Source organism: Rhodanobacter sp. sgz306013 (assembly GCF_057031145.1).
Genome location: NZ_JBXCIJ010000002.1, coordinates 965,802 through 983,876, shown reverse-complemented (window position 1 = coordinate 983,876; position 18,075 = coordinate 965,802). Strand labels below are relative to the sequence as shown.

At 68.4% G+C, this 18,075-nt stretch carries 14 protein-coding genes and 1 pseudogene; 12 read left to right on the top strand and 3 right to left on the bottom strand.

Annotated features, from left to right (window positions below; genetic code table 11):
* Positions 1 to 78 precede the first annotated feature (78 nt).
* Positions 79 to 693 (bottom strand): annotated as a pseudogene (locus AC2EWF_RS09310) (integron integrase); the annotation flags it as partial.
* 223 nt (positions 694 to 916) lie between these two features.
* Here AC2EWF_RS09310 and AC2EWF_RS09305 point away from each other — a divergent pair.
* The 10 genes from AC2EWF_RS09305 to pgm all read left to right on the top strand — a co-directional run bounded on the left by AC2EWF_RS09305 (position 917) and on the right by pgm (position 10,965).
* On the top strand, positions 917 to 1,222 hold the full coding sequence (locus tag AC2EWF_RS09305; RefSeq protein ID WP_483639078.1) for a hypothetical protein: 306 nt from the start codon (positions 917 to 919) through the stop codon (positions 1,220 to 1,222).
* A gap of 139 nt (positions 1,223 to 1,361) precedes the next feature.
* Positions 1,362 to 1,745, top strand: coding sequence for a hypothetical protein (locus AC2EWF_RS09300; protein ID WP_483639077.1), 384 nt, complete (start codon positions 1,362 to 1,364; stop codon positions 1,743 to 1,745).
* 1,062 nt (positions 1,746 to 2,807) lie between these two features.
* A complete protein-coding gene (locus AC2EWF_RS09295) occupies positions 2,808 to 3,176 on the top strand; it encodes a VOC family protein (RefSeq protein ID WP_483639076.1) in 369 nt (122 codons plus the stop codon).
* Between the two features lie 107 nt (positions 3,177 to 3,283).
* A complete protein-coding gene (locus AC2EWF_RS09290; protein ID WP_483639075.1) occupies positions 3,284 to 3,670 on the top strand; it encodes a DUF1304 domain-containing protein in 387 nt (128 codons plus the stop codon).
* A 186-nt stretch (positions 3,671 to 3,856) separates the two neighbouring features.
* Entirely contained in the window at positions 3,857 to 4,090 is a 234-nt protein-coding gene (locus AC2EWF_RS09285; protein WP_483639074.1) for a hypothetical protein, read from the top strand.
* Positions 4,091 to 4,285: 195 nt separating this feature from the next.
* On the top strand, positions 4,286 to 5,689 hold the full coding sequence (gene zwf / locus AC2EWF_RS09280; protein WP_483639073.1) for a glucose-6-phosphate dehydrogenase: 1,404 nt from the start codon (positions 4,286 to 4,288) through the stop codon (positions 5,687 to 5,689).
* Positions 5,683 to 6,390: an HAD family hydrolase gene (locus AC2EWF_RS09275; protein WP_483639072.1), complete on the top strand. Its 708-nt coding sequence runs from the start codon at positions 5,683 to 5,685 to the stop codon at positions 6,388 to 6,390. The genes zwf and AC2EWF_RS09275 overlap by 7 nt, the downstream gene beginning before the upstream one ends.
* 34 nt (positions 6,391 to 6,424) lie before the next feature.
* Entirely contained in the window at positions 6,425 to 7,528 is a 1,104-nt protein-coding gene (gene tal / locus AC2EWF_RS09270) for a transaldolase (protein ID WP_483639071.1), read from the top strand.
* On the top strand, positions 7,525 to 9,189 hold the full coding sequence (pgi, locus tag AC2EWF_RS09265; protein ID WP_483639070.1) for a glucose-6-phosphate isomerase: 1,665 nt from the start codon (positions 7,525 to 7,527) through the stop codon (positions 9,187 to 9,189). The genes tal and pgi overlap by 4 nt, the downstream gene beginning before the upstream one ends.
* Positions 9,190 to 9,312: 123 nt before the next feature.
* The gene (gene pgm, locus AC2EWF_RS09260) at positions 9,313 to 10,965 is read left to right on the top strand and encodes a phosphoglucomutase (alpha-D-glucose-1,6-bisphosphate-dependent) (protein ID WP_483639069.1); all 1,653 of its coding nucleotides are present in this window, start codon (positions 9,313 to 9,315) and stop codon (positions 10,963 to 10,965) included.
* A 105-nt stretch (positions 10,966 to 11,070) separates the two neighbouring features.
* On the opposite strand, the gene purD is transcribed toward pgm, so the two are convergent.
* Positions 11,071 to 12,351 carry a phosphoribosylamine--glycine ligase gene (purD, locus tag AC2EWF_RS09255; protein WP_483639068.1) on the bottom strand — a complete coding sequence of 427 codons (1,281 nt, stop codon included), beginning with the start codon at positions 12,349 to 12,351 and terminating at the stop codon, positions 11,071 to 11,073.
* A 223-nt stretch (positions 12,352 to 12,574) separates the two neighbouring features.
* Between purD and AC2EWF_RS09250 the strand changes: the two genes are divergently transcribed.
* Together AC2EWF_RS09250 and AC2EWF_RS09245 are read left to right on the top strand one after the other, a co-directional pair.
* A complete protein-coding gene (locus tag AC2EWF_RS09250; protein WP_483639067.1) occupies positions 12,575 to 15,142 on the top strand; it encodes a putative bifunctional diguanylate cyclase/phosphodiesterase in 2,568 nt (855 codons plus the stop codon).
* A gap of 114 nt (positions 15,143 to 15,256) precedes the next feature.
* The gene (locus tag AC2EWF_RS09245) at positions 15,257 to 16,558 is read left to right on the top strand and encodes an acyltransferase family protein (protein ID WP_483639066.1); all 1,302 of its coding nucleotides are present in this window, start codon (positions 15,257 to 15,259) and stop codon (positions 16,556 to 16,558) included.
* 109 nt (positions 16,559 to 16,667) lie between these two features.
* On the opposite strand, the gene AC2EWF_RS09240 is transcribed toward AC2EWF_RS09245, so the two are convergent.
* Positions 16,668 to 18,032: an AMP-binding protein gene (locus tag AC2EWF_RS09240; protein ID WP_483639065.1), complete on the bottom strand. Its 1,365-nt coding sequence runs from the start codon at positions 18,030 to 18,032 to the stop codon at positions 16,668 to 16,670.
* Between the last annotated feature and the right edge of the window lie 43 nt (positions 18,033 to 18,075).

The following is an 18,075-nucleotide window of genomic DNA, read 5'->3' as shown; positions in this document are numbered from 1 at the left end:
CCAGCGGATCGGCGGAGCGCTTGCCGAAGGAAACACGAACTGCCAACCGAAATCTCGCCCCGCCTGCGGGTACTTGCGCGACAGCGCGTGTGGCAGCCGGGTTTCGCCCAGGCCGGCAGCCAGATCGCCGAAGTGCAGCAGGCGCGCCCGCTCGATCTCGCGCCGCAACGGTTCCACCAGCGAACGCGGCAGCATCGTGTGCCGATCCTTGTCGCCCTTGCCCTCGCGCACGGTGATCTCGCCGCGCTCGAAATCCACGTCCTTCACCCGCAAGCGCAAGCATTCCATCAGCCGCATGCCAGTGCCGTAAAGCAGGCTGGCGATTAGCCACGATCGTCCATCCATCGCCGCCAGCAGGCAGTGGACCTCGTCGACGGACAGCACCGTGGGCACTCGTCGCGGCCGCTTGGCGCGCGTCACGCCATCCAGCCACGGCAGCTCAACCCCAAGCACCTCGCGGTACAGGAACAGCAGGGCGGACAAGGCCTGGTTCTGCGTGCTTGCGGCCACTTGGCACTGCACTGCCAGTCGCGACAGGAACTGCTCCACTCCCGCCGCTCCCATGTCGCACGGGTGCCGCTTGCCGTTGGCCAGAATGAAGCGGCGGATCCAGCCCACGTAAACATGCTCGGTGCGTAAGCTGTAATGCCGCGTGCGCAACACCCGCCGCACCTCGTCCAGCAGGCGCGGCATACGAGCCGGACCGGCTTTGTGCATATCCCACATTTCGGGTCGATAACCCATAACGACCTCGTTTTGCGCGATATGCACGGGAGCCTGCACCGGCCACGCGCTCTGCGGAAGTCAGCCAAGCATCTGATTTGGCGTAGGATTCCCCGGCTTGACCGGTACCTGTCGATGATGGAGCATCCGCGCTTATCCCCCGGATTCGGGGACTACTAAGCGTTAGCCGGTCATGATCCCCATCACTCAAAGAACCAGAGATATTGTCTTTCGTGCCGGCATTGCGCTCTTTCTTCTGGGCGGGGCTCTGGTGCTCTGGTCGTTTCCACGCTTCAATGATTTACCAAACTTTTTGCGCATAGCCGTCCTCATCCCAATCACGAGTTCGTATGCCATGCTCCGCATCGACCTGTACCGCAACTGGAGTTCTGTCAAAGGCATCGCTCGCGGCTACGCAATCGGAGCACTCATAGGGCCGCCGCTGCTCGTCATAGGTTCCCTTGCTTGGCTTCTCGCCGCACCCACTGCACGCGGCTAACAACTCGTTCAAAGCGGACGGCTGCGCCGCCGCTTAACTCCGGCGTTAGGCCTCACGGGGGAGATTTGTGGGACTCAGACAAAGGGCTTCGGTCTTAGCTCCGATAGTCACTCGAAAAGCGCGTGAATGGTTTTGGCTCGTGCGTTTACTGGTCGGCCTCCTGCTCGCCTTCTGCGCTCTTGCTTGTGGCGCATTCTCAAGCGTCCTCATCTTTGCACCACCGCCCAAAAACCCGCCGCTTGCTAGGTGCTTCGGCATCGTGATGGTCTTGGTGTGCATGTGGGTCTTGTCGCTCGGATTTCGTCTGATCGCTAATCGCCCAAACTACGGCGGCTTGCTTTCTCCGTTGCTACTTCGTTTTGTCGCGGTGTACATGGCAGCCATGCCAATATTTCTCATTGTTACCGGCCGCGATGCTTCATGGTCGTTGCTTCAGCAGCTACAGGCTGGCCTCTCCATCCTTGGGTCCGCCGGCATGTGGAGGCTGGCGGCGTGGCGCAAGGCGTCATGGTTCAAAGCGTGAGGTCTAACATCTCATTCGAGGCGGACGGCTACGCCGCCGCTCAAATCCAGCGCTAGGCCATCGATATGCACCTGATATTAATCGATATTATATTTTCCATCGTCGGCGGCTTGTTCGTGGCATACGGAGGCGCACTTCTCGTAGCCATCTGGTTTGCTCCATCACTAAAGAAGCAAGTGTTACTTCATCCTCGACTGTGGGGCGACATCCCGGAAGACGGGATTGCTGCCACTACACAGGCGCTGTTCTATTTACTCTTAGGTGCATATCTCACATTTTCCTTCCTTGGCTTCCGCGTGGTGAGCTTCGTCCTATTTGTTCCTTTCGTAGTATGCGCCGTCATTAGGTTTAGGCAACGCCTTAATCATCACAATGGCGGGTGACAGATCTAACAACTCATCCAAGGCGGGCGGCTTCGTCGCCGCTTAATTCAGGCGTCAGGCCCAATGTCGACTCTTCGCCACCTAGCGATCATCTACTCGTCGGCCGTCATTCTTTCAGCTGGCATAGCGCTATACCTCGACTTGTCGTTGCTCCACTCGGCGCGCGGCGACGTGTTTCCTGATCTTCCTTCTTTCGTCGTGGCCCTACCTTCGTCCCTATCTCTCATCGCCGTGTACGACACGTGGCCGGGCTTCTTTTCCAAGCCTTTCGCTAAGACTGGCTGGATCACGTTCTGCGGTCTGGCACAGGCGGCGTTGCTGCTCGCGCTAACGCGTCGACGCCCGCCCCGGCCCAACAAATCGTCCAAGCCGCGTGCACCGCGCGCCGCTTAACTCCAGCGTGCATGCCCACGAATGGCCGGCCGCGCTATACGCACTGGGCCGGAGCGACTTCGCCCGCTACGATCCGTAGGGCAATGTGCTACTGGACTCGCGGAACCTTGCGTCCACGCCGGCAGCGGGCTCGGCGCTGTGGGGCGGTCCGATCGCCCCGCACTTTTGGGGAGAACGTAGGCAGCACCGTCCTGCACACCCTTGCCGTGGAGATCAGGGATCATGCGGAAGCAGGAGCCTGACCGGTGCCGGGACCAGCCCGGACTCACCCATTTCAGGAGCAGCCATGTTCGACCACGTGGTCTTTGGCGTCAGCGACTACGCCGCCAGCAAGGCGTTCTTCCTCAAGGCGCTGGCGCCGATCGGCATGGCTGTGGTTGCGGAGGGGCCGCTCGGCGTCGAGCTCAGCGCGGACGGCAAGGTTTCGCTGTGCCTGTTTCCCACTGCGGAAAAGCCGGCGCACCTGCACCTGGCGTTCGTGGCCGAAAGCCGCGAGCAGGTCGAGGCCTTCCATCGCGCGGCGCTGGAGGCGGGCGGCACGGATCATGGCGCGCCCGGGCTGCGCCCGGACTACAGCGGGAAATACTATGCGGCCTTCGTGATCGGGCCGGACGGGCACAACATCGAGGTGGTCTGCCACGAGCCCGAGGATTGAGCATCCGTCCTGGCGGGCATCCGCCCGCTGCGCGGTTTCACGTCGCTCGATGCCAGCGGCGGGATTTCCGGGGAACCCGAGGTAGCCGCACCCATGAGGAGAGCCGCATGAACCTTGCCAGTCAACTCTTCGCCGTGCTGGCCGCCGCGCTGCACGTGCTGTTTTTCTGCATGGAGAGCCTCTGGTTCATGCAGCCCAGGGTGCACCGGCGTTTCGGCGCCGCCACCGTGGCGGACGCGGCGGCATGCCGTGCGTTCGCTTTCAACCAGGGTTTCTACAATCTGTTCCTGGCGGTCGGCATCGTCGCGGGCGTCGCCATGCTCCACCTGGGCGGCAACGCCGTGGTCGGCCAGACCCTGGTGCTGTTCTGCTGCACCTGCATGGTGGCCGCCAGCCTGGTGCTGGTTGGTTCGGCCGGCCGCCGCATGTGGCGCGCCGGCTGCATCCAGGGGTTGCTTCCGCTGCTCGCCTGGTTTTTTTGGCTGGTGTCTTGAATCTTCATTCCGACGGCAACGCGTGATCGCCCGACTCGAACGCATTGATCCCATCTCCGGTCCAGCGTTCGCCGGCGCCCAGACCGCGAAGACTGCCGCCGGATATCTGGTGGCATTGCGTGCACCGGGCCCGGACCGCTGTCGCGCCGGCGGCGGCAGGCATTGAATCCACGGAAGCCCATCGTCATGCCCAACACCTTCCTGCTCCACCTGCGCCACAACTGGCCGCTCGCAGCGGCGGCATGCGTGCTGGCCGTCCTCGTTGCCGCTGCATTGCTCACCGGTGTACTGCCGACGAACCAGGGCAGCATCCGGCGCTCGCTCGAGCCCGCCGCGTACTGGCGCTGGCTGCGCCGCCTCTCCGGCTTGCTGCTGCTTTGCGTGGCGGTGCTGCTCGGCTCGTACTGGCTCGGCAGCTAGCAGCGCGAAGCGGCATCGACAGCCGGCTCGCGCCATCGACTCCGCTCCCCTAGCATGTTTTATGCGCGAGCTTCACCCCGCGCCCGGCAAGCTGGGCGGTGACATGGTTCGCGCACGCAGCATCGTATGGGCGCCGGCCGTCGCTGCGCATTCCCCCCTCGGCGCACCCCACCAACCTGGAGCACACCCCGGCTCATGACGAACCCCGCTTCCGATGCCCTGGTTTTTTTCGGCGCCACCGGCGACCTGGCCTACAAGCAGATCTTCCCAGCCCTGCTGGCGATGGTGGCGCGCGACGGGCTGGACGTGCCGGTGATCGGCGTGGCGCACGCCGGCTGGTCGCTGGAGCAGTTGCGCCAGCGCGCGCGCGACAGCGTGGCGGACGCCGCGAAGAAGGCCGGCAAGAGCGTGGACGAGACTGCGCTTGCGAAGCTGTCCGCGCGGCTGCGCTACGTCGACGGCGACTACAACGATGCAGCCACCTTCACCCGGCTGAAGCAGGCGCTGGGCGATGCGAAGGCGCCGCTGCACTACCTGGCGATCCCGCCCTCGCTGTTCGGCACGGTGGTGACCAGCCTCAAGGCGGCCGGCTGCGCGGACGATGCGCGCGTGGTGGTGGAGAAGCCCTTCGGCCGCGACCTCGCCTCGGCGCAGGCGCTGAACCGTACGCTGCATGCGGTGTTCCCGGAGCACTCGATCTTCCGCATCGACCACTACCTCGGCAAGGAGGCGGTGCAGAACCTGCTGTACTTCCGCTTCGCGAACAGCGTGCTGGAGCCGGTGTGGAACAACCGCTACGTAGACCGCGTGCAGATCACCATGGCCGAAGAGTTCGGCGTGGACGGCCGCGGTGGTTTCTACGAGGGCGTCGGCGCGATCCGCGACGTGCTGCAGAACCATCTCCTGCAGGTGACCTCGCTGCTGGCGATGGACGCGCCGATCGGCAGCGATCCGGCCGCGCTCAACGCCGAGAAGCTGCGGCTGTTCCGCGCGATGCGTCCGCTTGCGCCGGCGGACGTGGTGCGCGGCCAGTTCCGTGGCTACCGCGAAGTGCACGGCGTGGCGGCGGACTCCGACGTGGAGACCTTCGTGGCGCTGCGCCTCGCCATCGACACCTGGCGCTGGTCGGGCGTGCCGTTCCTGATCCGCGCCGGCAAGAAGCTGCCGCTCACGACCACCCAGGTGATGGTGGACATGAAGGCGCCGCCGCTGTCGGTATTCGACGCAATCGGCGCGCCGCAGTCGAACTACTTCCGCTTCCGGCTCAGCCCGCAGGTGGTGATCGCCGAGGGCATGCGGGTGAAGCGTCCCGGCGAGGCGATGCAGGGCGAACCGGTGGAGTTGATCGTCCACCACCACAGCGGCGTGGAGATGGAGCCCTACGAGCGCCTGCTGGGCGATGCATTGCGCGGCGACAACTCGCTGTTCACCAGCGACGCGTGCGTGGAGGCGGCGTGGCGCGTGGTGGACGGCGTGCTCGGCCACCAGGACGCGGTGCGCCCGTACGAACCCGGCAGCTGGGGCCCACCCGAGGCGGCCGCGCTGGCCGGCGACGAGGGCTGGCACGATCCGCAGCCGGAGGCCCCGCCGCCATGCTGATCGACACCGCCGCGCCCGAGCCGCTGGTGTTCCTGCTGGATGTGGACGACACCTTGCTCGACAACGACCGCTTCGCCGCCGACCTCGGCGCCGAACTGGAGCGCAACTTCGGCACCGCCGAGCGCGAGCGCTACTGGGCGATCTACGCGCAGCTGCGCGACGAGCTGGGCTACGCCGACTACCTCGACGCCCTGCAGCGCTTCCGCAGCGGCCTGGACAACCACCCCGCCCTGCTCGCCATGTCGGGCTACGTGCTGGACTACCCGTTCGAACTGCGGCTGTTTCCCGAGGCACTGGAAACCGTCGCCCACCTGCGCACGCTGGGGCGGCCGGTGATCCTCTCCGACGGCGACGTGGTGTTCCAGCCGCGCAAGGTCCGCCGCGCCGGGCTGTGGCAGGCGCTCGATGGCGACGTGCTGATCTACCTGCACAAGCAGCACATGCTGGAAGCCATGCAGCAGCGCTATCCCGCCGCGCACTACGTGATGGTGGACGACAAGCCGGACATCCTCGCCGCGATGAAGCACCAGCTCGGCGCCCGCCTCACCACCGTGTGGGTGCGCCAGGGCCACTACGCCGAGGCCGCGGCGGACCGCCACGTCGAACCCGCGCCCGACCTCGTCATCCCGCACATTTGCGCACTGCAACAGCGTAAGCTTGAAGACTTCCTGCCGAACGCGGCCCATGTCGCGACGGCCTGACCCAAACCCACGACCAAGCGCCCCCGGAGCCCGCATGAAAGCCACCCAGCAGTTGCATGATCTCGGCCAGAGCCTGTGGCTGGACAACATCACCCGCACCCTGCTCGACGACGGCACGCTGGCGCGCTACATCGCCGAGTATTCGGTCACCGGCCTCACCTCCAACCCCAGCATCTTCGACGCCGCGATCGGCGGTGGCGACGCCTACGACGCCGGCATCCACGCCAAGTCGCTGGCCGGTCTCGAAGGCGAGGACCTGTTCATGGAGCTGGCGCTGGAAGACCTGCGCCGCGCCGCCGACTTGTTCAAGCCGGTGTTCGACGCCACCCGCCAGGTCGATGGCTGGGTGTCGATGGAAGTGTCGCCCCTGCTCGCCGCCGACACCGACGGCACCATCGCGGCCGCCGCCGCGATCCACGCGCAGGCGCAGCGGCCGAACCTGTACGTGAAGATCCCCGGCACCCCCGAGGGCATTCCCGCGATCGAGGAGGCGATCTTCCGCGGCATCCCGATCAACGTGACCCTGCTGTTCTCCTGCGAGCAGTACCTGGCCGCCGCCGGCGCCTACCTGCGCGGCATCGAGCGCCGCGTGGCCGCAGGGCTCGATCCGCACGTCGCCTCGGTGGCGTCGCTGTTCATCAGCCGCTGGGACGTGGCCGCCAACCCGCAGTTGCCGGCGGACCTGCACAACCAGCTCGGCATCGCAGTGGGCAAGCAGAGCTACCGCGCCTACCGCCAGCTGCTGGCCTCGCCGCGCTGGCTGACGCTGGCCGCCGCCGGCGCGCGTCCGCAGCGCCTGCTGTGGGCCAGCACCGGCACCAAGGACCCGAACGCGCCCGACACGCTCTACGTCGACGCGCTGGCCGCCCCCGACACCGTGGACACCATCCCGGAAAAGACCCTGCACGCGGTCGCCGACCACGGCAAGCCGGGCGCAGTGCTACCGGTGGACGGCGGTGATGCCGAGGCCGTGCTGGCGAAGATCGCCAAGGCCGGCGTGGATCTCGACGCGCTGGCGCTGAAGCTGCAGCAGGACGGCGCGGAGGCCTTCGTGAAGTCGTGGAAGCAGCTGCTGCAGCGCATCGCCGACAAGCAGGCCGCGCTGGCGGCCAAGGGCCGGGAGCCCATCGCCCGATGAGCCGCGCCGACCTCACTTTGCTGCCCGAGTGGCAGGCCCTGCAGCAGCACTGCAACCAGCTGGAGACGCGCCACCTGCGCGAACTGTTCGCCGCCGATCCACAACGCGGCGAGCGGCTCGTCGCCGAAGCGGCGGGCCTGTACTTCGACTACTCCAAGCAGCGCGTGGACGACGAGGCGCTGCGCCTGCTGCGCGCCCTGGCCGCGGCGCGCGACCTCAAGGGCCGCATCGCGGCGATGTTCCGCGGCGACCGCATCAACGCCACCGAGAACCGCGCCGTGCTGCACGTGGCGCTGCGCGCGCCGCGCGGCGAGAAGATCCTGGTGGACGGCCATGACGTGGTGCCGGACGTGCACGAAGTGCTGGACCGCATGACCGCGTTCGCCGACGCGGTGCGCAGCGGCAACTGGAAGGGCCACAGCGGCAAGCCGATGCGCAACGTGGTGAGCATCGGCATCGGCGGCTCCGACCTCGGCCCGGTGATGGCCTACGAAGCGCTGCGCCACTACAGCCGGCGCGACATGACCTTCCGCTTCGTGTCCAACGTGGACGGCACCGATTTCGCCGAGGCGGTGCGCGACCTCGACGCCGCCGAGACGCTGTTCATCGTCTGCTCCAAGACCTTCACCACGCTGGAGACGCTCAGCAACGCGCATGCGGCGCGGGCGTGGTGTCTGAAGGCGCTGGGCGACGAAAGCGCCGTGGCGAAGCATTTCGTGGCGGTGTCCACCGCCGCCGCGGAGGTGGAAAAGTTCGGCATCGACACGAAGCAGATGTTCGGCTTCTGGGACTGGGTCGGCGGCCGCTACTCGATGGACTCGGCGATCGGCCTGTCCACCATGATCGCGATCGGCCCGGACCACTTCCGCGACATGCTCGCCGGCTTCCACGCCATGGACGGGCATTTCCGCAGCGCTCCGTTCGAGCAGAACCTTCCCGTGCTGATGGGCCTGATCGGTCTCTGGAACGCCAACTTCCTCGATGCCGCCACGGTGGCGGTGCTGCCCTACGAGCAGTACCTGAAGCGCTTCCCCGCCTATCTGCAGCAGCTCACCATGGAGTCGAACGGCAAGCACGTCACGCTGGGCGGCGCGCACGTGGACTATGCGACCGGCCCGATCTACTGGGGCGAGCCGGGCACCAACGGCCAGCACTCGTTCTACCAGCTGATCCACCAGGGCACGCGCCTGGTGCCCTGCGACTTCATCGGCTTCGGCCAGACGCTGAACCCGGTGCCCGCGCAGCGTGCCGATGGAAAGCCGGGCGGCGACCAGCACGACCTGCTGATCGCGAACCTGATCGCGCAGGGCGAGGCGCTGGCCTTCGGCAAGACCACCGAGGAAGTGCGCGCCGAAGGCACGGATGCCGCGCTGGCACCGCACCGCACCTTCGAAGGCAACCGCCCCAGCACCACCATCCTCGCCGAGCGGCTCACGCCCTACGCGCTGGGCACCCTGGTGGCGCTGTACGAACACAGCGTGTTCGTCCAAGGCGCGATCTGGGACATCGACTCCTTCGACCAGTGGGGCGTGGAGCTGGGCAAGCAGCTGGCCAAAACCACCATCGCCGAGCTCACCGCGGCGACCGAGCCGAAGCTCGCCCACGACAGCTCGACCAATGCGCTGATCCGCCGCTACCGCCAGCTGCGCGGGAACGCGTGAACGCCCTCCCCTGCTCCCGGGGGAGGGCTGGGACGAGGTGCTCTTGACCTCGCGCAAGCCCCTCCCGGCATACCCCTGCATGCAGGGGTATGGGAACAACAAGGCAGCCATTCGAGATTCCCAATGACCCAGCAAATCAGCCCGCTCGCCGGCAAGCCGGCGCCGACATCCATCCTCGTCGACATCGGCAAGTTGCTCGCCGCCTACACGGCGGTGAAACCGGATCCGTCGGCACCCGCGCAGCGCGTGGCCTTCGGCACCTCGGGCCATCGCGGCTCATCGCTCGACGGCAGCTTCAACGAGCACCACATCCTCGCGATCAGCCAGGCGATCTGCGACTACCGCCAGTCGAAACGCGTGGATGGCCCGCTGTTCATCGGCGCCGACACCCACGCGCTGTCGCAGCCCGCGTTCGAGACCGCGCTGGAAGTGCTGGCCGCGAACGGGGTGGCGACGATGGTTTCCTCCGGCGGCGAGTTCACGCCCACGCCCGCGGTGTCGCACGCGATCCTGGTCCACAACAAGGGGCGCACGAGCGGCCTCGCCGACGGCATCGTGATCACGCCGTCGCACAACCCGCCCGACAACGGCGGCTTCAAGTACAACCCGACCAACGGTGGACCCGCCGACACCGACATCACCAAGTGGGTGGAGAACCGCGCCAACGCGATCCTCGAAGCCGGCCTGAAGGAGGTGAAGCGGGTGCCGTTCGCGCAGGCACGCCAGGCCGCCACCACGCGCGAGCACGACTACCTCGGCGCCTACGTCGCGGACCTCGCCAACATCGTCGATTTCGACGCGATCCGCGCCGCGGGCGTGCGCATGGGGGTGGACCCGCTGGGCGGCGCGGGCGTGCACTACTGGGCGCCGATCGCCGAGCGCTACAAGCTGGACCTCAGCGTGGTGAGCCAGGAGGTGGACCCGCAGTTCGCCTTCATGACCGTGGACTGGGACGGCAAGATCCGCATGGACCCGTCCTCGAAGTACGCGATGCAGCGGCTGATCGGCCTCAAGGACCAGTACGACGTGGCCTTCGCCTGCGACACCGACCACGACCGCCACGGCGTGGTGTCGCGCTCGGCCGGCCTGATGGAACCGAACCATTACCTCTCGGTGCTGGTGGATTACCTGTACCGTCACCGCCCGCGATGGAACGCCAGGGCCGCGGTGGGCAAGACCGTGGTCACCACCGCGCTGATCGACCGCGTGGTGAAACGCCTGGGTCGCTCGCTCTACGAGGTGCCGGTGGGCTTCAAGTGGTTCGCCGAGGGCCTGTTCGACGGCCAGCTCGGCTTCGGCTGCGAGGAAAGCGCCGGCGCCTCGCTGCTGCGCCACGACGGCTCGGTGTGGACGACGGACAAGGACGGCCTGGTGCCCGCCCTGCTCTCCGCCGAGATCACCGCGCGCATGGGCAAAGACCCCGGCGAGCTGTTCGAGCAGCTCACCCGCGAGCTGGGCCGGCCGTACGCGAACCGCGTCGAGGCCGCCGCCACGCCGGCGCAGAAGGCGAAGCTGGCGAAACTCTCGCCGGCCGAGTTCAAGGCCGACACGCTCGCCGGCGAAAAAGTCACGCAGGTGCTGGACAAGGCACCCGGCAACGGCGCCGCCATCGGCGGCATCAAGGTGGTCACCGACAGCGGCTGGTTCGCCGCCCGCCCTTCCGGCACCGAGGCGATCTACAAGATCTACGCCGAGAGCTTCAAGGACGAGGCGCACCTCAAGAGCCTGCTGGGAGAGGCGCAGTCGGTGGTGGACGCCGCGTTGGCGGGTGCCTAAGCGCGGCGGCAGGAGCGCACCCTGTGCGCGAAGGCTCTGGCGCTTGGTCGAAGCCAAGGGCGTTCGCGCACAGGGCTCGCCCCTACGGGCGAGCCCCGTTGCGGCTCAGCGATGCAGCGCCCGGTGCGCGATGTCGCGCCGGCAGAACGCGCCGTCGAAATGGACTTTCGCCACCGCTTCGTAGGCATGCGCCCGCGCCTCGGCGATGTCCTTGCCCAGCGCGCAGACGGTGAGCACGCGGCCGCCGGCGGTGAGCACGCGGCCTTCCGCGTCCAGCCTGGTGCCGGCGTGGAACACCTTGGCGTCGGCGCCGAAGTCCGCGTCCAGGCCGCGGATCGGGTCGCCGCTCTTCACCTTGCCGGGGTAGCCGGCCGCGGCCATCACCACGCCCAGCGAGGGACGCGCGTCCCATTGTGCGCGGGTGTGGTGCAGCTCGCCGTCCAGCGCGGCTTCGATCAGCTCGACCAGGTCGGACTTGAGGCGCAGCATGATCGGCTGCGTCTCCGGGTCGCCGAAGCGCACGTTGAACTCGATCACCTTCGGGTTGCCGCCCTTGTCGATCATCAGGCCAGCGTAGAGGAAGCCGATGAACGGCGCACCCTCGGCGGCCATGCCGCGCAGGGTGGGCTCGATCACTTCCCTGAGGATGCGCTGCTCCACCGCCGGCGTGACCACCGGCGCGGGCGAATACGCGCCCATGCCGCCGGTGTTGGGCCCGAGGTCGCCCTCGTCGCGCCGCTTGTGGTCCTGGCTGGACGCCATCGGCAGCGCATGCTGGCCGTCGCTCATCACGATGTAGCTGGCTTCCTCGCCATCGAGGAACTCCTCTATCACCACACGCGCAGACGCGTCGCCGAAGGCATGTGCGCCCAGCATGTCGTGCAGCGCCAGCTCGGCGTCGGCCTGGGTGAGCGCCACCACCACGCCCTTGCCGGCGGCGAGGCCGTCGGCCTTGATCACGATGGGCGCGCCGTGGGCGCGCACGTAGGCCAGCGCGGGGTTCAACTCGGTGAACACTGCATAGCGCGCGGTGGGGATGTTGTGGCGCAAGAGGAAGTTCTTGGCGAACGCCTTGGAGCCTTCCAGCTGCGCGGCGATCGCGCGCGGCCCGAAGATGCGCAGCCCGGCGTTGCGGAACTTGTCCACCACGCCCGCCACCAGCGGCACCTCGGGACCGACCACCGTGAGCTCCACTTTCTCGGCCCTGGCGAGCTTCAGCAGGCCATCGAGATCGGTCACCGCCACCTCGGCGTTGCGCACGCCGCGCTCGCGCGCGGTGCCCGCGTTGCCCGGCGCCACGATCACCTCGTCCACCCGCGGCGACTGCTTGAGCTTCCACGCCAGCGCGTGCTCACGCCCGCCGTTGCCGATGACCAGGACTTTCATGCCGATGACTCCAAGGGGCGCCGCGTGGAAAGGGTCGGCCATTGTAGCGGCAGCGGCTGCGGCGGTTCCGGAAAGCCGCCCTGCGGGACGGCGCCGCGACCCTACGGTAAAGTCCGCAAGCCGTTTGGCCCCACACCGGCCGAGAGGGTGGCGCATTTCCGAACCGTGGCGGATCGTCAACCGTGCAAGCCGTGTCTCCTGACCGAAACCAGAGGGTGATTCCTTGCCGCCTGCCTCGCCCGGCACCTCGCTGATCCATCGGCTGTCCCTGACCCTCTGGGGGCTGTTCCTGGCGCTGTTGCTGTTGCTGTCGCTGCTGGGCTACGTCGCCCTGCGGCTGGCGGCGGATCGCGTGGTGCCGCTGGCCATCCGGCAGTGGGTACAGCTCAAGGCGCAGACCAACGAGAGCCTGTTCGTGCAGGCCGATGCCAGCGTGCGCCGGCTGCGCCAGACGCTGGTGCAGCGGCTGGACCAGGCTCCGCCCGGCACGGCCGGGCGCTTCGACGACCTGTTCGCGCGCGGCGCCGACGGGCTGTGGCGCGTGCGTCCCGGGCTGGTGGACACCGTGAATGCCCCCACGCTGTACCTGCACGAGGGGCCGCATGGCCTCTCCGACTCGGTGCGCCTGCGCGCCGTGGTCAGCTACGAGCTGCTGCGCGAGCAAGGCCCGGCGCTGGTGCCGCCGTTCTTCTCGGCCTACATGGACTTCGTGGAAAACGGGCTGATGGTGTACGCCCGCGGCATCAACTGGGGCGGCAATGCCGACGCACGGGCGAGCAACGCCGACTATCCCACCATGCTGGGCGCCGACCCGCGCCGCAATCCGGAGCGCCGGGTGTTCTGGACGCCGGTGTACCTGGACCACCAGGCCCACACCTGGATGGTGTCCGTCATCGCGCCGCTGGACTGGCACGACCGCTGGGTGGGCACGGTGGGGCACGACGTGGCGATACAGACGCTGATCGACTCCGTGGCGCCCCCGCGCCCCCAGGCAGCCGTGGAGCAATTCGTCATGGACGGCCGGGGCGACCTGATCGCCCACCCGCAGCTGCGCGAGCGCATCGCCGCCGCGCACGGCCAGCTGGGGCTCGCCGCGCTGCAGGATCCCGCGCTCGAACAGGTGCTGCGCATGGTGCTGGCCGCCCGCACTGACGCCGGCACGGGCCGCACGCCCGACGGCAGCCAGTGGGTGGCCTGGTCGCGCATTCGCGGGCCGGGCTGGTTCCAGGTGAATGTGCTCCCGCAAAAACGCGTGGACCAGTGGGTCACGCTGTGCTGGCTGGCGATGTGCGCCATCGGCCTGCTGATCCTGGCGCCCGGTCTCTGGCTGCTGCGCCGCCGCGTCGATGCGCTGGTGACGCGCCCGTTGCTGCGCCTGACCCATGCCGTGGACGAGCTGGGTCACGGGCGCATACCCCGGCCCATCGCACTGGGCAGCCCGGACGAGCTGGGGCGGCTGGCCAACGCCTTCGACACCATGGTGGCCGAGCTGGCGCAACAGCGGGAGCGGCTCACCGCGCTGGCCGAATGCGACGCCCTGACCGGGCTGCACAACCGCCACTACTTCGAGGCCGAGCTGGCGCGCTTCTTCCAAGGCGGTCCGCGTACCGGCCACCAGGGCGCCGTGCTGCTTTTCGACCTGGACGAGTTCAAGTACGTCAACGACACCTTCGGCCACTTCGCAGGCGATGCGATGCTGCTGCGGGTGGCCAGCGAAAGCAGGGCACTGGTGCGCGGGACGGACAGCCTGTGCCGGCTGGGCGGCGACGAGTTCGCCGTGTTCATGCCCCATGCCACGCTGGACGGCGCCCTGGCGCTGGCGGAGCGCATCGTGCGCACCGTGGGGCGGATGGCGCTGGAAATCGAAGGACGGCCCGTGCGGCTGACCGCCAGCCTGGGCGTGGCGCACTACCCCGACCATGGCCAGGGCGCGGAAGAACTCGTGTCGCACGCCGACATGGCGATGTACCAGGCCAAGCACCTGGGCAAGAACCGCTGGAACGTCTACCGTTCCGACCGCGACGCCATGCAGGCCATGGCCACGCGCCTGGCCTGGAACGAGCGCATCGAGCAGGCACTCGAACGCGACCTGCTGCGGCTGCATTTCCAGGGCGTGTACCGCACCAGCGACGGTGGGATGACGCACCTGGAAGCGCTGGTACGCATGCTGGACGAGGCCGATCCCGCGCAGTGCATCCTGCCGGACCAGTTCATCGGCCACGCGGAGAAAAGCGGCAAGATCCTCGACATCGACCGCTGGGTGGTGCGCGAGAGCATCGCCTTGCTGGCCGCGCATCCCCGCCTGCCGGCCCTGGCCATCAACATCTCGGGGCGCTCGTTCGACGATCCCGACCTGCCCGGCTTCATCACCGCCGAGCTGGCCAGGCACGGCGTGGCGCCGAAGCGGCTGCTGGTGGAGCTGACCGAGACGGCGGCCATTTCCGACCTGCGCGACGCCGAACGCTTCATCGATGCGCTGCGGCACGCCGGCTGCACCCTGTGCCTGGACGATTTCGGCAACGGCTTCGCCTCGTTCGCCTACCTCAAGCACCTCAAGGTGGACATGCTCAAGATCGACGGCCTGTTCATCCGCAACCTGCCGCACGACCGCGACAACCAGGTGTTCGTGCGCTCCATCATCGAAGTGGCCCGCGGCATGGGCAAGCACACCGTGGCCGAATTCGTGGAAGACGGGGAAACCCTGCGCCTGCTGCGGGAATTCGGCGTGGACATGGTGCAAGGCCACCACCTGGACAAGCCGCAGGCGGACCATCCGGCGCTGCGGGAGTGACGTCGTGCCTGTCGATGCGACGACGACCGCTCGAATTTCCACGCTGGGTTGTATCGCCGCCCCGACGGCTGGAATCTTGACGCAAAAGGCTCCGCGGGATGCTGCCCGCAAGGTATGGTCGGCGCGGGCCCGCGAAGCGGCGCCCGTCGGATCGTCCGCCCGCACGGCCAGCCATCGGCCGAGTGCGCGGGAAGCCACGCAAGCCCGTTTGACGCTGCCTCGCCGCCTTCAGGGCGAGCGGCCATGCGAGGAGACCACGCGCTGATGCAACCGCCCGCAGACGCTTCCCGCCCGACCCGGCGCCTCGTCGCCGTCGACCTGCTGCGCGGACTCACCGTCGCATTCATGATTCTCGCCAACAACAACGGCGGCCCGGACGCATTCTGGTTCCTCCAGCATGCCGCGTGGAACGGCTTCACGCCGACCGACCTGGTCTTCCCCACCTTCCTGTTCGTCGTCGGCGTCGCCATCCCGTATTCGACCGATGCACGCCGCGCGCGCGGCGACGATCGCGGAACGCTGCTCCGGCACGTCGCTTCCCGCAGCGTGGCCCTGTTCCTGTTCGGCATCGCCGTGAACAATTTCCCGCTGTTCCACCTCGACACGCTGCGCGTCTACGGCGTGCTGCAACGCATCGCCCTGTGCTATCTGGTCCTCGCCGCAGCCTACGTGTGCGGCCTGCGCTGGCGCGGCGCGCTGGCCCTCGCCGCGGGCTCGCTGGTCGGCTACTGGCTGCTGATGCGCTTCGTGCCCGTGCCGGGCTCCGGCCTGCCGGTACGCGACGTGCCGCTGCTCGACCCCGTCCGCAACCTTGCCGCATGGATCGACCGGCGAATTTTTTCCGCCCCGCACCTGTTCGAGCAGACGCGTGACCCGGAAGGCCTGCTGAGCACGGTGCCCGCGCTGGCAACCACCGCGCTCGGCGTCCTGGCCGGTCTGTGGCTGGGCGGCGCCGCGCCGCTGGACGCCAAAATCCGCCGCATGGTGCTCGCCGGCGCTGTTTGCGTGGTGCTGGGCGCGCTCTGGAACTTCAGCTTCCCCATCAACAAACGGCTGTGGACCAGCTCCTACGCGCTCTTCGCGGGTGGCTGGAGCCTGCTTTTGCTGGCCGCAATGCTCCGGCTCACGGACGCACGCAACTCCGCCACCGGCGCCCGTCCCCTCTGGCAGAGGCTGCTGTTGGTCTTTGGCACCAACACCATCTTCGCCTACATGCTGTCCGAGCTGCTCGCGTCGCTGCTGTGGGCCATCCCCGCCGGCGACGGCATCAGCCTGCAGCAGGGGATCGCGAACGGCTTCGGCCGCATCATTCCCGACGGTACCCTGGCGGCCACCGCCTACTCCCTGGCTTACCTCGCGGTTTGCTGGCTGCCGACCTGGATGCTTTGCAGGAAACGCATCTTCCTCAAGGTCTAGCACCGCCGCGGGCTCGCGGACCGCGGTGAAAGAAGCCGGCTTCGCGACCGGGCGACGGCAGGCGAAGCCGTCGCCGAAGCCAGATCCCGGGCATACAGGCCCCGTCGGGTCAGCCCAGCAGATCCAGCAAAGCCCCGCGCGGCAGCTTGCCCGTCTCGTTGCGCGGCAGCGCATCCACCAGGCGCAGGCGACGCGGCAGGAACACCGGGTCGACCGCACGGCGCAGTGCATCGAGGATCGCCGCCTCGGTGAGCGCAGGCGCCACCGCCAACGCGGCGATGCGGCGCACGCCGGCGGCGTCGGCCTCGTCGAGCTGGAACACTACCCCGTCCTGTACGCCCGGTATCCCCAGCAGGCGGCGGGTGAGGTCGCCCAGCGAGGCGCGCTTGCCGGCGATTTCCAGCAGGTCGGTGTTGCGGCCACAGAGGCGGAAGCGGCGGCCGGCGTCGTGCAGGCTGACGAGGTCGGCCAGCACCACCGGCGTGTCGAGCTGGGGCGCCTCGATCAGGGTGCCGTCGGGTTGCGGGTGCAGGCGCACGCTTTCGTACAGCGTCCAGTCCGCATCGATCGTGACGCGGCGGCCGGCGAAGGCGCAGGTTTCGGTGGAACCGAACACCTCGAGCAGCGGCGCGCCAAAGGCCTGCTCGGCAGCCTGCGCCAGCTCGGGCGGCATCGGCGCGGTGGCGGAGAGCATCGCCGCCAGCGGCGGCAGCCGGGTACCGGCGGCGACCAGGGCGCGCAGGTGTACCGGCGTAGTCACCAGCACGCGCGGCGCGGGTACCTCGGCCAGCGCGGCGGCCACGTCGGCGGGGAAGAACGGCCGTCCCGCGTGCACGCCCACCTCGCCGAGCAGCGGCAACAGCACGCTCATCTCGATGCCGTAGATGTGCTGCGGCGGCACGGTGGCGACCACGTGGAAGCGTTCGCCGGCCACGGCGGCCAGCATCGCCCGCGTGCCGGCGCTGCTGGCGGTGAGGTTGCGCCAGCTCTTGGCGTTGGCGCGCGGCGCGCCGGTGGAGCCGGAGGTATAGCCGATCGCCACGACCTGTTCGGCGGGAATCGCGGGCGCCGGCATCGGCGCGGCATCGGGATCGACGTCCAGCGTGGGCAGCTTGCGGTAGCCGTGCGGCGCCGGCGCCAGCGCCAGCTCGCCCAGCGCATAACTGCCCGGGTGCGCCGCCATCACCTCTTCCACCGCCTGCGGCGCGCGCGAGGGCGGCAGCAGGTTGGCCTGGCCGCGCCGCGCGATGGCGCAGAACGCGACCAGGAAGGCGTAGCGGTCCTCGCACAGGTTCACCGCGGCGGCGGCCTCGGGCAGCAGCGCGGCGACCTGCTCGACGTGGGCGAGGAACTGCGCCGCGCTCACCGCCGCACCGTGGCGCCAGGCCACGACGCGGCGCGGGTCGCCTGCGGCGAGCAGGGGCAGCACGGCTTGCGCCGATTCGCGCTCCAGGCTGTCTAGGACGATGGCCAAGTGCTGCTGTACTCCGAGGTTCGCGGCCGCGAGCGGCCGCACT

What these genes read in the sequence shown, in the direction of transcription:
- AC2EWF_RS09275 (WP_483639072.1), top strand. Translation starts at nt 5,683, where the DNA reads ATGCTGATCGACACCGCCGCGCCCGAGCCGCTGGTGTTCCTGCTGGAT.
- AC2EWF_RS09305 (WP_483639078.1), top strand. Translation starts at nt 917, where the DNA reads ATGATCCCCATCACTCAAAGAACCAGAGATATTGTCTTTCGTGCCGGC.
- AC2EWF_RS09290 (WP_483639075.1), top strand. Translation starts at nt 3,284, where the DNA reads ATGAACCTTGCCAGTCAACTCTTCGCCGTGCTGGCCGCCGCGCTGCAC.
- AC2EWF_RS09245 (WP_483639066.1), top strand. Translation starts at nt 15,257, where the DNA reads ATGGTCGGCGCGGGCCCGCGAAGCGGCGCCCGTCGGATCGTCCGCCCG.
- pgm (WP_483639069.1), top strand. Translation starts at nt 9,313, where the DNA reads ATGACCCAGCAAATCAGCCCGCTCGCCGGCAAGCCGGCGCCGACATCC.
- pgi (WP_483639070.1), top strand. Translation starts at nt 7,525, where the DNA reads ATGAGCCGCGCCGACCTCACTTTGCTGCCCGAGTGGCAGGCCCTGCAG.
- tal (WP_483639071.1), top strand. Translation starts at nt 6,425, where the DNA reads ATGAAAGCCACCCAGCAGTTGCATGATCTCGGCCAGAGCCTGTGGCTG.
- purD (WP_483639068.1), bottom strand. Translation starts at nt 12,351, where the DNA reads ATGAAAGTCCTGGTCATCGGCAACGGCGGGCGTGAGCACGCGCTGGCG.
- AC2EWF_RS09295 (WP_483639076.1), top strand. Translation starts at nt 2,808, where the DNA reads ATGTTCGACCACGTGGTCTTTGGCGTCAGCGACTACGCCGCCAGCAAG.
- AC2EWF_RS09285 (WP_483639074.1), top strand. Translation starts at nt 3,857, where the DNA reads ATGCCCAACACCTTCCTGCTCCACCTGCGCCACAACTGGCCGCTCGCA.
- zwf (WP_483639073.1), top strand. Translation starts at nt 4,286, where the DNA reads ATGACGAACCCCGCTTCCGATGCCCTGGTTTTTTTCGGCGCCACCGGC.